Below are 15435 nucleotides of genomic sequence, written 5' to 3' on the forward strand. Positions count from 1 at the left end.
GGGCGAGTTTCGGGCGAGGAGCGGTCACAGTGCAGCGCTGGCGTGGCTTGGAGGACATTCCCCAGGACTGGGGACGCAGCGTCGTCACCATCGGCTCCTACGACGGGGTGCACCGCGGTCATCAGGTGATCATCGGGCGGGCCGTGGAGCGCGCCCGCGAACTGGGCATCCCGTCCGTCGTGGTGACCTTCGACCCGCACCCCAGCGAGGTCGTGCGCCCCGGCAGCCACCCGCCGCTGCTCGCCCCGCACCACCGGCGCGCCGAGCTGATGGCGGGCCTCGGTGTGGACGCGCTGCTCATCCTCCCCTTCACCAGCGAGTTCTCGAAGCTGTCGCCGGCCGAGTTCGTGGTCAAGGCGCTCGTCGACAAGCTGCACGCGCGCGTGGTCGTCGAGGGCCCCAACTTCCGCTTCGGCCACAAGGCGGCCGGCAACGTGGCGTTCCTGGCCGAGCTGGGCGAGACGTACGACTACGAGGTGGACGTCATCGACCTCTTCGTCAGCGGCGAGGCGGGCGGCGGGCAGCCGTTCTCCTCGACCCTGACCCGGCGTCTGGTCGTCGAGGGCGACGTGGAGGGCGCGGCCGAGATCCTGGGCCGCCCGCACCGGGTCGAGGGCGTCGTGGTGCGCGGCGCGCAGCGCGGCCGCGAGCTGGGCTACCCGACGGCGAACGTGGAGACCCTGCCGCACACCGCGATCCCCGCGGACGGCGTGTACGCGGGCTGGCTCACGGCCGACGGCGAGCGGATGCCCGCCGCGATCTCGGTGGGCACCAACCCGCAGTTCGACGGCACCGAGCGCACGGTCGAGGCGTACGCGATCGACCGCGTCGGGCTCGATCTGTACGGGCTGCACGTCGCCGTCGACTTCCTCGCGTACGTGCGCGGGCAGGAGAAGTTCGAGTCGATCGAGGCGCTGCTCGAAGAGATCGCGCGCGATGTGAAGCGCTCGACCGAGCTGATCGAGGCGGACGAGGCGCGCGCCTGAGCAGCGGTGCCGAGTCCGGTGCGGCACAGCGCCCCTCAAGGGGCGCGGGGAACTGCGCGACCAGCCACGGACGGCCCGCAGCCGAATCGCCGAACGCCGGCGCAGCGCCTGGCGCCAGTCAAACAATGGTCAACCAGTGACCAGAAACCGCCCAAGACCTGGCATCCATTGACTATGGGTGAAGGCTTTGGGCGGTTTTCGTCGTATTGACGGACTGGAGCGGCGCATAGGTTGAGACACGTGGCTGAACCGAACGCGTCCCGGATCCTCGGCATCGTCGGCGTCGACGCGGCCAGGACCGCGCAACCCGGCGTCCCCCCGTACCGCACACCGGTGTTCGTCCCGGCCCACCCGCGCTATCCGGCCGGGGGCGCCCCGCGCGTCGACTTCGAGCTGCTGAGACCGCCCTCGGGACCGCCGGTCCCGGTGGCCTTCAGCACCCTCCCGAAGCTGGTCGACGCGCTCGGCCCGACGCAGCCCTGGATCGCCGTCTCCATCGGCCCGTTCGCGGAGGCGATGCGCGAGGCCCGGCTGCCCAAGGTGCGCCTGGACCCGGAGGTGGCGCCGGGCGGCCGCAGATGGCAGCCGGAGGACCTGGAGCGTACCTACGGAGATAACGGGGCAGGGGCATGAGCGCCGATGTGAAGATCATCCTGGCCGACCTCAACTCGATGGCGTCGACCTTCCACGACGAAGCCGGCATCTACCGCGGCATGCACGCCAATGTGAAGCCCGCGGTGGCCGGTTCCGGCGACGCCGGGTGCGACGCGGCGATCAAGTCGATGGCCGACCTGATAGCGGGCCTGCACGACAAGCTGTCGGACCGGCTGGAGGACAACAGCGACAAGGTGAAGTACGCGCACGACTCGATGCAGCGCAACGACATCGATGTGCACGGCCTCTTCGAAGACCTGATGTGAAGGACACGCGGTGAGCGACAGCTGGGTGGGCGGGGACATAGGCGGCATCCGCACGATGGGCGACGCCTACAAGAACGCCAAGCACGACCTCGAATCGATCGTGAAGCCGCTGGGCACGGTCGTCGAGCAGCTGGCCAAGGACGCGGCCTGGGAGGGCGAGGCCGCCGAGTCGTTCCGCGCCAAGTGGAGCGAGGACGCGCTGACGGCGGGCGGATTCGCGGAGCTGGTCCACGCGACCGGCGAGATCCTCTGCACGCTGGCCGACCATCTCTCGGCCGCCGAGAGCGCGTTGCAGAACGCCGAGGACATCGCCGTGAAGGCGGGCGTCCCGATGGGCCCCAAGGGCGTCCCCGGTCAGCTGGTGACCAACAACCCGCCCCATCCCGACGAGCAGAAGGCGATCGACGGGCTCACCAATTACGGGGCCGTGCGTACGGACATCCTGCACGCGGCCCAGCAGGCCCGCCTCGACGCGGCCGAGGCGCTCAACAAGCTGTACGAGGAGGACACTTCGGAGGTGTCCAAGGGCGACAAGGTCACCATCGCCGACTATCTGCGCGGCCTGTACGCGTACGACTCCGAGCGCACCCGGGTCAAGGGCCATGACGCCGCCACCAAGCTGGACGACGCCAAGAAAGAGGCGGCCGAGGCGAAGAAGGACCTGCGCACCGAGCGCAGCGCGTGGCAGAAGCAGGGGAAGACGCTCCCCAAGGACTCCCCGGCCCGGCTCGCCTACAAGGACGCGCTGACCAAGCTCGACGGCCTGGAGACCGACATCGCCCGCGCCGAGCACGGCAGTTCGGCGCTGCCGTACGACCACGCGCTCAATGTGAAGGTCGCGGACGCGGCGGACGCGCTGAAGCTGGGCAAGGGCCTGGAGAAGCTGCCGGACTTCCTGAAGGAGATCCCGGTCGTCGACATCGCCGCGGCGAGCGTCTGCGGCCTCCTGGAGGCGAAGGACGACCACGACAAGGGGTGGTCGTGGACGCACTCCGTGGTGGTGGACGGGGGCGCGGCGCTGGGCGGGCTGGCGGCGGGCGCGGCGGCCACGGCGGCGGGTGTGGCCCTGGTGGCGAGTTCGGAGATCACCGTGCCGGTGGCCGTGGTCGCGGGCGTCGGGGGCGCGGTCGTCATCGGAGCGACGGACCTGCTCGACGAGGCGTTCCACGAGCACTGGAGCGAGGACATCCACGACCACGGGGTCATCGGCGGACTCTGGCACGGCAGCGGCAACGTTCTGTCGGACACCGGCGAGGACATGAAGCGGCTCGCGGACGACGCGGGGGACCTGGGGAAGAAGGCGTGGAATGGGTTCAAGGGTCTCTTCTGAGCCGGCTCCGGCCAGACTGCCGATCGTGGGCACCACGTGGTACCGGCGGGGCTTCGGCTACTGGGCGCGCCGGATCGCCCTCAGCGTCTTCGTGCTCCTGGCGATGACGCTGATGCTGAGCGTGCTGCTCATCGGCTTCGGCGACACCGTGGACGGGCTCCCCGGCAGCTGGCCGCTCGTCCTGTGGATCGCCATGGCGGCGCTCTGCGCCGGGTCGGCGGTCTGGGGCTGGGTACGGGCGCGGCGCCAGACGCGAGAGGCGCTGGCCAGGGCGGCGTCGCCGGAGGAGTCCTGGAAGGCGCACCGCATCAGGCAGCGGCAGGTCGGCACCGGTCTCAGCAGCCCCTGGCGGGCCCTGGTACTGCTCGCTCTGCCGTTCCTGGCGCCGCTGTTCGCCTGGCTGCTGGGCACGCTCTGCGCGGCGACGTTCGTACGGGAGTTGCCGTCGGAGGTGGGGGCGCGGAGGGCGCTGGCAGCACAGCGATAGGGGGCGTGGCGCCGCCCCTCAGGGGCGCGGGGGACCGCGCGACCAGCCCGGCACGGGCCGCCGCGGGAGGATCAGAGGTCAAGCCCGAAGGGCCCGTACCGTCTTCGCGACGGTACGGGCCCTTCGGTGTCGCCGCTCCTACCGCTGAGGCGGTTGCTGCTGCCATCCCTGAGGCGGCTGCTGCCCGCCGTACGGCTGGGGCGGCTGCGGGTGCGGCGGCTGAGGTGCGTACGGCTGCGGCTGCCCGGGGAAGGGCTGGCCGGGCACCTGCTGCCCCGGGACGGGCGGCTGGCCGGGGACGGGCTGGCCGGGCTGCGGCGCGTACTGCCCCGGCATCGGCGGAGCCATGTGCGGCGGCGGGGTGCCCCCGTCCCCCGTCCACAGCCCCTGCTGCTGCTGGGCCCGTACGAAGTCCTCGGCCACCAGCGCCGACAGATGGAAGTACGCCTCGCGCGTCTTGGGCCGCATCATGTCGAGGTCGACCTCGGCGCCCGCCGCCAGATGCTCGTCGAACGGGACCACCACGACTCCGCGGCAGCGCGTCTGGAAGTGCTGGACGATGTCGTCCACCTTGATCATCTTGCCGGTCTCGCGGACCCCGGAGATGACGGTGAGGGAGCGCTGGACGAGGTCGGCGTACCCGTGCGCGGAGAGCCAGTCCAGGGTCGTGGACGCGCTCGACGCACCGTCGACGGACGGGGTGGAGATGATGATCAGCTGGTCCGCGAGGTCGAGGACGCCGCGCATCGCGGAGTACAGCAGACCCGTACCCGAGTCGGTGAGGATGATCGGGTACTGCTTGCCCAGGACGTCGATCGCCCGCCGGTAGTCCTCGTCGTTGAAGGCCGTGGACACGGCCGGGTCGACGTCGTTGGCGATGATCTCCAGGCCGGACGGGGCCTGCGAGGTGAACCGGCGGATGTCCATGTACGAGTTGAGGTACGGGATCGCCTGGACCAGGTCGCGGATGGTGGCCCCGGTCTCGCGGCGCACCCGGCGGCCGAGCGTGCCGGCGTCCGGGTTGGCGTCGATCGCCAGGATCTTGTCCTGCCGCTCGGTCGCCAGCGTCGCACCGAGCGCCGTCGTGGTCGTCGTCTTGCCGACACCGCCCTTGAGGGAGATCACGGCGATCCGGTAGCAGGAGAGGACCGGGGTCCGGATGAGGTTGAGCTTCTGCTGCCGCTCGGCCTCCTCCTTCTTGCTGCCGAACTTGAAGCGCGAGGCGCTGCCCGGGTTGCGGCTGCTCTTCGCCTTCTGCTTGTTGTTGCGCAGCAGCCGGTCGGAGGAGAGCTCAACGGCCGCCGTGTACCCGAGCGGCGCACCCGGCACGGACCGCTCGCGCTGGTCGTGCGCCACGGGGGAGGGCCACGCGGCCCCGCTCCGCGGGTCCACGGGCCCGGCGGGCGGCTGAGCCTGGGGCAGCGGCTGCGCCGGGGGCTGGGCCTGCTGGTGGGGTACGGGGAGGTGGGCGTCGGCACCCGTCCCGGCCGGGCCCGGCTGCGGGAAGCCGTAGCCGCCCTGGGGGGCGTGGGGTGCGTGAGGTGTCTGCGGCGCGGCCGGGGTCGGGGCCTGGGGTGGCTGCGGGAACCCGTAACCGCTTTGCGGGGCGGGAGAGTTGGGGTCGGCCGCGGCCGGGGTGCCGGGGCGCGGGAAGACGTAGGTGCCCTGCGGGGGGTTGGCGTCGACTGACGGGGCCGGGGCGCTCGGTGCGCCTGGCGTGCCGGGGTGCGGGAATCCGTAAGCACCCTGCGGGGCGGGGGTGTTGGGGTCGGCTGCCGGGGTCGGGGTCGGGGTCGGGGCCGGGGCGTTAGGGGTTCCCGGGTGCGGGAAGCCGTAACCGCCCTGCTGGGCCGGGGCGTTGGGCTGGGGCAGCGGGAAGCCGCCCTGGTGGGGCGTCGGTGGTACGGGCTGCGGTGCCGCAACGTTCGGCGTGCCCGGGGCCGGCGGCTGGTCGCCCTGCGGCAGCGGCCATGCGGGCTGTCCGGCCTGCGGCTGCTGCTGCGGGGCCGGTACGGGCCACTGCGGCGCCGCAGTGGGCGCGGCGGGCTGGTACGCGGGCGGCAACGGCGGCAGCCCCGGCTGCTGGGCCGGCGCGGCCCACGGCTGCTCGGCCGGGGCGACCGGCGTGTCCTGCGGCGCGGCGTCCTCGGGGGCCACGTCCGCGACGGCGGGCACGGCGTCGGCCGGAGCGGCCGCGGCCGCGGCCGCCTGCGCCGCCACGGCGTCAACCGGCTCGGCGACCGGCGGCGCGGGGACGGGCTCGGCGGGCACGGCGTCGGCTGCCTCGGCCGTCACCGGCGCGGCGGCCATGTAGTCGCCGGAGTCGCCGGAGTCGGCGAAGTCGGTGGGCTTGCCGGGCGTCTGGTCGGCGGGGCCCGGGGCGGACGCGGCGTCGGCCGATGCGGCGGACTCGGCGGGCTCGGTACCGGCCGTCTCCGCAGCGGCGACCGGCGCGGAATCGCTCGGCTCGACAGCTGCGGCGGGCTCGGGCTCACCCGAAGCCGCTTCGGCCTCCGGCGTCACGCCCTCGGAGCCGCCCGGACCAGCGGCCCCCGCTTCTGGCTCGGCCTGGGCCGTACCGTCGGAGTCCTGGGCAGCGCTCACCGCGGCCTCGTCCTTGACAGCCCCGTCGACCGGCGCGGGAGCGGCGGCGGCACCGGTTACGGCGGCGCCGGACGGCGCCTCCGCATCCGTGCCCGCATCCGCCTCGGCATCCGCCTTCGCGGCGGCGGCCTTCGCCGCGTCCGCCGCGGCCAGCCGCTCCGCGAGCTCCCGCTTCAGGGAGCCCGGCGAGAACCGCATCGTCGCGCCGCTCTCGATGTCCCCGCCCCCGAACGGCTGCGGCTCGGCGGCCGCCTCCGGAGCGGGAGCCTGGGCCGGGACCGGGGCGGGGCCCGGCGGCGGGGGCGTGGTCGTCCAGTTCGGCTGGAAGCCGCCGCTGGACGGCAGGCCGGGCACGGCCACGGGCGGCCCGGCGGGCGGCGGGGGAGGCGGCGTCGCCGGGTCCGCGCTCGGCGCCGCGTTCTGCGTGTACCAGGCCGGCGGGGTGTAGTCGATGGTGAACTCACCCGTGGGCTCGGGATCGGCGTCGGACCGATTCTCGTCGCGCGCGTTCCCGCCGGTGCGGAACTGGTCCTGATCGCTGTTCACCGGATTCCTTTCGTTCGCAGGCCGTCCCAGCCTAATCGCCGACAACACCGCACCGGCAGGCCCGGCCACCCCTCACCGACTGTCCCCTCCATCACGTCGTGCCCGCACGCTGCCGTCAAGTGACAGCAGGGCATCCCCGTGTGGCCGGAGTGTGAACGAACCGTTCACGTACCCGGGGTCAGGGCCAGTCGTACCTGCTCAATTCCTTATGGTCCTTGTGACGGAACGCGCGCGGCGCGGACCGCTCAGTCCATCCGCCGGGCGGAGCCGAGCAGTCCGGTCTCCGCGTCCGTCGCCTGGGTCATCACGAACTGCCGGTCGCGGGCACTGCACCACAGTGTCACCCCGTCCGCCAGCGTGGACAGCGCCTCCGTCTCGGCCTGCGGGAGATGCATGATCCGCCCGATCTGCGCGGCCTCGTCCGGCGAGACCCGCTGCACCCCGACCAGATCCGACTTCTCCAGCAACCGGGGCGCCACGGGGCTCAGATACGGCAGCAGCGTCAGCACCGACTGCCACGGCCCCGAGACCACGCGCCCGCGCGGCGGCCGCATCCCGCAGTCGCGGACGACTACGACGGGCGATCCGGCGGACGCGCCCTGCGGCGGCACCCGGCCCACGTCGTGCAGCGCGATGCACTGCTGGCCGCCGCCCGCCGCCTGGGCGAGCGCCGTCCACGCGGGGGCCCGGCCCGTCTCCACGGTCACGCGCGCGCCCGTCGCGGCCGCCCGCAGCGCGAGCACCTGCGCCGTCCAGAGGCCGCCGATCAGCGTCACGTCGTACGCGGTCGGGCGGTTGATGCCGAGGACCGACGGGTGGCCCGCCGCGTCCACACCTATGACCATTCCGTCGTCGCCGACGGGCAGCGCCAGGGCCTCCACCTGGTCGGCGGAGAGCGAGTGCCGGTCGCGGCGCGGCCCGAGCAGCCCGAAGCCGATGCGGGCGCGCCCTCTGCGTACCTCGGGAGAGGAGGGCGGAGGGACAGGAGATACAGAGGACGTGGTCATCAGCGCGCACCCCCGAGCGGCAGTGTGGCCAGCATGCCCGGCAGCTGTTCGCGGTCCAGGCGCACCAGGCCGGTCTTGACTCCGCGCGCGGTGCGCTCCAGCTCCCGGCGGGCGACGACCAGTTCCTCGTCGCTGCGGCCGGTGATCCGGACGTGCCCGGTGAGTGTGACCTCCTGGCGGTCGCCGGCGGCCAGCGTCAGGCTGAACGTGGTGGCGAGCGCGGGAAGCGAGGTGAGCAGGGCGACCAGCTGCGGCATCGAGGCCCCGCCGCCGCCCAGTTGGGGCCAGCGGCCCACCCAGTACGTCGTGTGGCGGCGGTCGTCGCAGCGCCAGGTCCTGGCGGTCTCCTGGGTGCGCCGCCCCGGTGTGCCCGCGCGGCCCGCCTGGGCGATCGCCATCGGGTTGGCGCAGGTCGAGGTGGCGATGGCGCCCGTCAGCTCCTGCTCGGTGAGGACCGTCGTACGGAACCCGGCGCCGGTGAGCCGGCTCGCCAGCTGGTCCGCCGCGCGCACCAGGCACTTCTGGGCGCCGGTCAGACCGCCGCCGCGCGCCGCCACCGCCTCCGGGCACAGCTCGGGGTCGAGTTTGAGCGCGATCCAGGTGATGCGCACCGCGGGCGAGCCGGTCTGGGCCTGCAGCGGTGCGTAGTTGCGGGCGGCCACCGACTGCTGCGGCAGGTGCGGGGCGGGCGCGGGCTGGGTGTGCTGGACGATCTGCGCGGACTCCAGACGGATGCCGTCGACGTCCAGCGCGTCCCGTACGAGGGCGACCGGCAGCGGGCGGGTGCCGCGCTCCGGGCGCAGCGCCGTGGCGTCCATCTCGACCTGGAGGACGGCGGTGAGGAAGGTGCCGTCGCCGACCATGCCGACGGGGCGGCGGTCGCGGTCGCCGAACGTGTACGTCCGCAGAGCCGGGTCGCATTCCACTGCGGGGGCGAAGCCCGGTTCGGTGCCCTCCGGGACCGGCAGGCTCGCCGCTCTGCGCGTACGCGCGCGCAGCGCCAGTACCGTGCTCAGCCACTCGGGCAGCGAGCGGCGGTGGCGGCGGACGACCGCGAGCAGCACGAGCAGCGCGGCGACCACACCGGCGGGCACCAGCATCAGCGTGTCGATCACCCACGCGACCAGCAGCACGGCGGCGGCGAGCTCAACCAGCACGAGTTGTTGCAGTCGGAACGACCCGAAGTGTCCGGGCCGGGCCTTCAAGCGGGGTGCGGAGGCTCCCTGGGCGGGGGCCGAAGGACCGGCGGCGGCAGGCCGCAGACGCGTCGCGGACGCCATCACTCCACCACCCCCCAATCGTGCGCAAGCACCCAAAACATCCGGATTCCCCCAGCTCGGCAAGGGGTCTTGACGGCGGCTTCACCCTACCCGCCCCACAGGCACCCTCGGTCAACAGGCATAGTAGGGGGCCGGTCTGACAATCGAGGCCCGGGGACCGCAGGACCAGGTCCGATCAGGGGGCCGCGCGGGGAGAGACAGAGGCGCATGGCATCACGGCGGGACGAGCTCAACGCGTACACCTTTGCGAAGAAGCGCACGGTGGCGGCGTTTCTGCAACCGTCTCCCACGGGCACGGAGGAAGGTGCTCCGCGTCCGCTGAAGGCCATCGTGCCGAGCGTGATCGTGGCCGCGCTCTGCCTCGCCGGCTTCGGCGCCTGGGGGATGTTCAAGCCCAAGGCGCCGCAGGGCTGGGACACACCCGGCACCAAGGTGATCGTCGGCAAGCAGTCGACGACCCGTTACGTCGTCCTGTCCACCGGCAAGGGCAAGGACAAGAAGGTCCTGCTCCACCCGGTGCTCAACCTGGCCTCGGCGCGGCTGCTGCTCGATCCGCAGAAGTTCGACGTCATCCAGGTCAGCGACGACATCCTGGACTCGGGCAAGCTCTCGCGCGGCCCGATCCTGGGCATTCCGTACGCCCCGGACCGGCTGCCCGGCGCGGGCGAGGCCGGCAAGGCCAAGCGCTGGGCGGTCTGCGAGCAGCCCGGCGGCGGCAAGGACTCGGTCCAGAAGGCGGCGTTCGTCTTCGCCGACCGCGACTTCAAGCTGACCGACGACAAGCGCCGGCTCACCGGCGGCCAGGTGCTCTACGTCCAGGGCCAGAAGAACAAGGCCCGTTACGTGGTGGACGCCAAGGGCACCAAGTACCTGGTCAAGGGCGCCCCCGGCGACCTGCTCGCGCGTACGCTCTTCGGCGCCGACGAGCAGCCGCAGCCCGTCACCGACGACTGGCTGGCCACCCTGGGCGACGGCACCCCGGTCGACTTCCCGGTGATCCCCGGCCCCGTCGGCGCCCCGGCGGGCACCGGCGGCGGCCTCTCGCCGCAGGAGGACAAGGTCGGCATGGTGCTGAGCGCCCAGACCGGCGCGGGCCCCCAGCAGTACGTAGTACTGCAGGGGAAGGTCCAGCCCGTCTCCGACTTCACGGCCTGGCTGGTGCTCAACTCCCCGCAGACCACGAAGCTCGGCATGCACGGCGACGTCAAGGAGGTCGACGCGGCCTCCATCGCCCCCAAGCCCGACTACTTCGGCGCCGCCAACAACTGGCCGGACAAGAAGGCGAAGCAGGTCAACGCGGGCGGCGGCGCGGCCGCTTCGGGCGCGCGGAGCACCGTGTGCAGCGTGCTGCGCAAGGTCGACGACAAGGGCAACACCACGCTCTCCACCTGGGCGGGCACCGAGTACCCGGCGGCCATCACCGCGGGCGGCACCAGCACCTACGTCACCCCCGGCACGGGCCTGCTCTACACCCAGGTGCAGGGCAAGCAGACCAAGCCGGACGGCTCGCTGTTCCTGGTGACCGACACCGGACTGCGGTACGCGGTGCAGGCCAACGGGGACAGCGACGCCGCCCGCTCCGACATCGGCACCGGCGACCAGCAGAAGCAGGACGACGGCCGTCCCGAGCCCAGCCAGGCGCAGCAGCGCCTCGGATACGAGAAGGTCACCCCCGCCCTGGTGCCCATCAACTGGTCGGAGTTCCTGTCCAAGGGCCCGCGGCTCGACACCAACAGCGCCCGCCAGCCCCAGGGCTCGTAGGGAAGGACTGACCCCAGTGTCGATGGTGAAGCCATACAGGAAGCCGGTGCTGGCGGGCGTGGCCACGGCCGTCGCCTCCCTGGCGCTCGCCCCGTCCGCGTACGCGGCCCCCGCACCCGCGCCGCCCGCCCTCAAGGTCGACGGCAGCGGCGAGTGCACCTTCCCCATGAAGAAGCAGATCGAGGGCCGCCCCTGGTCGCTCCAGCGGGTGCTCTTCGACGAGCTGTGGCAGGACACCAAGGGCAAGGGCGTACGGGTCGCGGTCATCGACACCGGCGTCGACATCGCCAACCCGCAGCTGAAGTCCGCGGTCGACGCCAAGAGCGGCAAGGACTACCTCAAGCCCGAGAAGAACGGCTCGGGCGAGCAGAACGACAAGCGGGGCAAGACGGGCGGCACGGTCGACGAGGTCGGCCACGGCACCAAGGTCGCGGGCATCATCGCCGCGCGCCCCCGCGCGGGCACCGGCTTCGTCGGCCTGGCTCCCGAGGCCACGATCATCCCGATCCGCCAGAACGACGAGAAGAACAGCGGCAAGACGGACACGATGGCGCAGGCGATCGACCACGCGATCGCGCAGCACGCCGACGTCATCAACATCTCGCAGGACACGACCGAGCCGCAGGGGCCCAACTCGGACCTCGCGAAGGCCGTTCGGCGCGCCTTGGACAAGCAGATCGTGGTGGTCGCCTCGGCGGGCAACGACGGCATGGACGGCAAGGCGAAGGACACCTATCCGGCGGCCTTCCCGGGCGTGCTCGCGGTCGCGTCCTCGGACCGCAACAACGAGCGCGCGGTGTTCTCGCAGCCGGGCACGTTCGTCGGGGTCGCGGCGCCCGGCGTCGACGTCGTCTCGACCGTGCCGGGCAACGGCCAGTGCTCGGACAACGGAACGAGCTTCTCCGCCCCGTACGTCGCGGGGGTCGCCGCGCTGCTGCGCGCCAAGTACCCGTATGCGACGACGAAGTGGACGGCCGCGCAGATCATCGCGCGGATCGAGCAGACGGCGGAGCGGTCCGTCAACGGGCACGACAACTTCGTCGGATGGGGCGTGGTCGACCCGGTCCGCGCGGTGACCGACGACTCGCCCCCGGAGGCGGCCGCGCACCCGGACCCCGGGCCGCCCAAGGCCACGGCCCCGGACGTGACCGCGCTGGCGCTCTCCGAGACGCCCCAGGAGCGCAACGAGCGGTACGCGACGTACGCGTTGGGCATCGCCGCCCTGCTCGTGGCGGTGGTCGCGGGCACGGCGACGGTGATCCGGGACGCCCGGAAGCGGGGTTCGCGGAAGTTGAACGGGGTGAACGGGGTGAACGGGGTTTCGGGACGAACCTGAGACGTCTTTGAGTACGGATACTCATTCGGCTCCGAAACCGGAGTGACTAGAGTGATCACATGCTTCGCGCGCTTCACGAGTGTGACGAAGCGACAGCGGTAGCGGCACCGGTGGCAGAGCGGTGCCGACGGGGATTCAGGGGGAGGAACAGTGGCCGAGCCGAACGGTGGCGGCAGCGGCGGCAAGGGCAGCGGCGGCGGAAAGCCGGACCTCGGCGTCGACGGGGTGAGCCTCGCCGACTTCAAGGGCCGCATGGAGGAACTGCTGCGCAGCCTGGACCAGTCCCCGGCCCGCCACACCAAGATCGCCGACCAGCGGGTGCAGCCCGCCTCGTACGGCAAGGGGTTCGCGGCCGCGGACGAGCTGCACAAGGCGTACGACAAGGTCCGTACGAACCTGGAGCGGCTCACCAAGATCTTCGGTGACCAGATCGAGGGCATGGGCATCGCGGTGCACATCGCGGACAAGGGCTACGGCGGGATCGACGTGGACGAGGCCCACCGGTACCAGGCCATCCGCAAGGAGGCCGAGAAGTACTACGAGCCTCCGGCGGCCGGTACGAAGGCCCCCGAGAAGGGTCCTGCCGCGCAGGGCCCCGACAAGGGTGGCAAGGGCAACGACGCCGACTCCGGCGGCTTGAAGTAAAGGGGGCACAACGATGGCGACGGACGAATTCGAGGGCATGTCCCTTGAGGCCCTCAACGCGATGCTGGCGTCGGCCAAGCCGGCCGAACTGACCGGCGCGGCCGAGACGCTGGCCGCCGCGGCGCCCGACATCGCGGACATCGCGCGGGACCTGCGCTGGTACATCGACCAGGTCAAGTGGCACGGCGCCGGTGGCGACGCGTTCCGTGAGTGGGGCCGCGGCATGGTGTCGGAGACGCTGGTGCTGGCCGAGTACGCGGGGGTCGTCGGCCAGGAGATGGCCCACGCGGGCCAGGCCCTCACCGAGGCGAAGGCGGCGGTCCCGGCGTCGGACGGCATGTGCTACGCCGACCCCGAGAAGGAGAAGGCGCGGCTGAAGGCGCTGGGGCCGAAGACGAACGAGGCGATCAACCAGCTGAACCGGTTGTCGTCGTACTACAACGCGTCGAAGGATCGGATCTCGGCGCAGCCTGAGCCTAAGTTTGCGCCGTTGCCGGGCACTGGTGGCACGGATTTCCAGGACGAGCAACGCTACAGCGGTTCCGGTTCCGGCTCCGGTACTGCCGCCACTGGCAGTGCTGGTGGCCACACCACCGCAGCAGTTACGGGTGCGCACGGCTCCGGCACGTCGGGCACGACGAGCTCCCCGTCGCACACGACCGTGGCGTCCACCTTCACCCCGCACGAATCGCCAGCGGGTACATCCATCGACTCTGTGACAGTGACTCCGCCTCCGGAGACCACCACGCGGCCTACGGTGCCTACCGGGCCCGCACACGTCCAGGGGCAGCCGCCGGTTCTCACCCCGCCGCCTGTGCTGCCCGGTCCGCTCGGCAAGAGCGGCTCGGGGAGGACGTCCCCGGTGACCCGCGTCGGTGTACCCGGCGAGGGCCCTTCCGTTGGTCGTGCGACAGGGGTCCCGCGCGGTCCGGGTATCGCTCGTCCGAGTGGTCTGCCGGGCACCACGCGCGGTATCACCCCCGAGGGCATCAGCGGCGGGCGTCCCACGCCGACGACCGGCCGTGGCTCGACGCCCCGGCTCCCGATGGGCACGGTCGTCGGCGAGGAGCGCGCCGGAACCGGCATGGGCCGTGGGCCCATGGGCGGCGGCACGGGGCACGGCCCCGGCGGCGCGCCGCGTGGCGCCACCGGCATGGGCGGTCGCAGGCTGGCTTCCGAGCCGGGTGGAACTGTTGGGGCCCCGCGTGCGTCTCTCGGCGGGCGTGGTGAATTCACCCCCGGTGGTACGGGGTTGGTGAACGGCAACAAGCGAGGCACGGACCGGCGTCGTTCCACTTCTTCCGAGACCCCCGACTACCTGGTCGAGGACGAGGAGACGTGGGCGATGGACCACCGCAAGGTCGTCCCGCCGGTCGTCGACTGACGTACGCAAACCATCGCCGCTCAAGGAGTCCGCAGTCCCATGTTCAGCTCAGCCCGCTCGGTGCGCAGCCGCTCGGCACTTCTCGGTGCCGCGGTGGCTGCCGCGCTGGCCTGCTCCGTCGGCACCGCGCCGACTGCGCTGGCCGACGACATGCGGTCCAAGCAGTGGTACCTGGACGCGATGGACGCGGACGCCGTGGGCAAGGTCAGCACCGGCAAGGGCGTCACGGTCGCGGTGATCGACACCGGCGTCCGGTCCGAGCCGGAGCTGACCGGCCGGGTGCTCGACGGCCGCGATTTCACCGGATCCGGTGATGGTCGGAAGGACACGAACGGGCACGGGACGAGCATGGCGGTGATCATCGTCGGCAGCGGAGCCGATGGTGGAATCAAGGGACTGGCACCGGACGCGAAGATCCTGCCGGTCAGGTCTGTTGCGGGAGACAACGACTTCGCCGGGACGGCCACCACGGCCAAAGCGATTCGTTACGCGGCTGAATCGAACGCCCGCATCATCAACATCTCGTGGGGGAGCGACTCACCCAGCGAGAGTGAGAAGCAGGAGCTGGCCTCGGCCGTCACCTATGCCCTCGCCAAGGGAAAGCTGATCTTCGCTGCTGCGGGCAACAGCGGCGATAAGGGCAACCACGTCGAGTATCCGGGTGCTACCCCCGGCGTCGTGGCGGTCGGAGCGGTAGGCACGGACGGGAAGGTGGCCAAGTTCTCCAGCACCGGCAGCCACGTCGCGCTCGCCGCACCGGGGGACAAGATTCCGTCCCACTGCAGTGACGGCAACGGCTACTGCGAAACCAACGGCACCAGCCAAGCCACCGCCCTAACCTCCGCCACAGCCGCCCTGATCTGGTCCGCCCACCCCGCCTGGACCGGCAACCAGGTGCTGCGCGTGATGATGGAGACCGCCGGGCACAACGGCAAGGTGCCGAGTCAGTACATCGGGTACGGCACCGTCCGCCCCGCCCAGGTCCTCCTCAAGGGCAACGGCAACCCGGGCCCCGCCGACGTCAACCCGCTGCTCGCCGCCCGAGGCGGGGGGGGGGGGGGGGGGCGCACTCCTCCCTTCCTCCCCCCCCTACACGAAAGAACAAAGGAGGCAGGGGACGGTGACGAGTGGCAGAACTCCGCCAAGCCT

At 72.2% G+C, this 15435-nt stretch carries 13 protein-coding genes; 10 read left to right on the plus strand and 3 right to left on the minus strand.

The genetic code is table 11. The annotated features are described in order from the left end of the window. Positions 1-29 precede the first annotated feature (29 nt). From ACZ499_RS37615 to ACZ499_RS37635, 5 genes are all read left to right on the plus strand, one after another. The gene (locus ACZ499_RS37615; protein ID WP_468681391.1) at positions 30-986 is read left to right on the plus strand and encodes a bifunctional riboflavin kinase/FAD synthetase; all 957 of its coding nucleotides are present in this window, start codon (positions 30-32) and stop codon (positions 984-986) included. A 240-nt stretch (positions 987-1226) separates the two neighbouring features. Next, on the plus strand, positions 1227-1619 hold the full coding sequence (locus ACZ499_RS37620) for an SAV_915 family protein (protein ID WP_468681392.1): 393 nt from the start codon (positions 1227-1229) through the stop codon (positions 1617-1619). Next, on the plus strand, positions 1616-1906 hold the full coding sequence (locus tag ACZ499_RS37625; RefSeq protein WP_385548279.1) for a DUF6317 family protein: 291 nt from the start codon (positions 1616-1618) through the stop codon (positions 1904-1906). The genes ACZ499_RS37620 and ACZ499_RS37625 overlap by 4 nt, the downstream gene beginning before the upstream one ends. A gap of 10 nt (positions 1907-1916) precedes the next feature. Next, the gene (locus tag ACZ499_RS37630; protein ID WP_468681394.1) at positions 1917-3236 is read left to right on the plus strand and encodes a WXG100 family type VII secretion target; all 1320 of its coding nucleotides are present in this window, start codon (positions 1917-1919) and stop codon (positions 3234-3236) included. A gap of 25 nt (positions 3237-3261) precedes the next feature. Beyond that, the gene (locus tag ACZ499_RS37635; protein WP_468413700.1) at positions 3262-3723 is read left to right on the plus strand and encodes a hypothetical protein; all 462 of its coding nucleotides are present in this window, start codon (positions 3262-3264) and stop codon (positions 3721-3723) included. Positions 3724-3861: 138 nt separating this feature from the next. On the opposite strand, the gene ACZ499_RS37640 is transcribed toward ACZ499_RS37635, so the two are convergent. The 3 genes from ACZ499_RS37640 to eccE form a co-directional block, all read right to left on the minus strand. Continuing rightward, on the minus strand, positions 3862-6873 hold the full coding sequence (locus tag ACZ499_RS37640) for an SCO5717 family growth-regulating ATPase (RefSeq protein ID WP_468681396.1): 3012 nt from the start codon (positions 6871-6873) through the stop codon (positions 3862-3864). A 245-nt stretch (positions 6874-7118) separates the two neighbouring features. After that, positions 7119-7880: a hypothetical protein gene (locus tag ACZ499_RS37645; RefSeq protein WP_468413696.1), complete on the minus strand. Its 762-nt coding sequence runs from the start codon at positions 7878-7880 to the stop codon at positions 7119-7121. Then, positions 7880-9160 carry a type VII secretion protein EccE gene (gene eccE, locus ACZ499_RS37650; RefSeq protein WP_468681398.1) on the minus strand — a complete coding sequence of 427 codons (1281 nt, stop codon included), beginning with the start codon at positions 9158-9160 and terminating at the stop codon, positions 7880-7882. The genes ACZ499_RS37645 and eccE overlap by 1 nt, the downstream gene beginning before the upstream one ends. Positions 9161-9367: 207 nt before the next feature. Between eccE and eccB the strand changes: the two genes are divergently transcribed. The 5 genes from eccB to ACZ499_RS37675 all read left to right on the plus strand — a co-directional run. Beyond that, the gene (eccB, locus tag ACZ499_RS37655; protein WP_468681401.1) at positions 9368-10921 is read left to right on the plus strand and encodes a type VII secretion protein EccB; all 1554 of its coding nucleotides are present in this window, start codon (positions 9368-9370) and stop codon (positions 10919-10921) included. A 22-nt stretch (positions 10922-10943) separates the two neighbouring features. Further along, on the plus strand, positions 10944-12257 hold the full coding sequence (mycP, locus tag ACZ499_RS37660; RefSeq protein WP_468681403.1) for a type VII secretion-associated serine protease mycosin: 1314 nt from the start codon (positions 10944-10946) through the stop codon (positions 12255-12257). A 150-nt stretch (positions 12258-12407) separates the two neighbouring features. Beyond that, positions 12408-12902 (plus strand): hypothetical protein, encoded by a 495-nt coding sequence (locus ACZ499_RS37665; RefSeq protein WP_468681404.1) that lies wholly within the window; start codon positions 12408-12410, stop codon positions 12900-12902. A gap of 13 nt (positions 12903-12915) precedes the next feature. Beyond that, entirely contained in the window at positions 12916-14286 is a 1371-nt protein-coding gene (locus tag ACZ499_RS37670) for a WXG100 family type VII secretion target (protein WP_468681406.1), read from the plus strand. A 39-nt stretch (positions 14287-14325) separates the two neighbouring features. Then, positions 14326-15435: S8 family serine peptidase (locus tag ACZ499_RS37675; RefSeq protein ID WP_468681407.1), on the plus strand; the 1110-nt coding region annotated here is incomplete at its 3' end.

The sequence above is a fragment of the Streptomyces sp. NPDC031265 genome, assembly GCF_055570295.1.

Bases quoted from the DNA above. Each gene is read 5' to 3' on its own strand.
- eccE (WP_468681398.1), bottom strand. From the start codon at position 9,160: ATGGCGTCCGCGACGCGTCTGCGGCCTGCCGCCGCCGGTCCTTCGGCC.
- ACZ499_RS37625 (WP_385548279.1), top strand. From the start codon at position 1,616: ATGAGCGCCGATGTGAAGATCATCCTGGCCGACCTCAACTCGATGGCG.
- ACZ499_RS37645 (WP_468413696.1), bottom strand. From the start codon at position 7,880: ATGACCACGTCCTCTGTATCTCCTGTCCCTCCGCCCTCCTCTCCCGAG.
- mycP (WP_468681403.1), top strand. From the start codon at position 10,944: ATGGTGAAGCCATACAGGAAGCCGGTGCTGGCGGGCGTGGCCACGGCC.
- eccB (WP_468681401.1), top strand. From the start codon at position 9,368: ATGGCATCACGGCGGGACGAGCTCAACGCGTACACCTTTGCGAAGAAG.
- ACZ499_RS37670 (WP_468681406.1), top strand. From the start codon at position 12,916: ATGGCGACGGACGAATTCGAGGGCATGTCCCTTGAGGCCCTCAACGCG.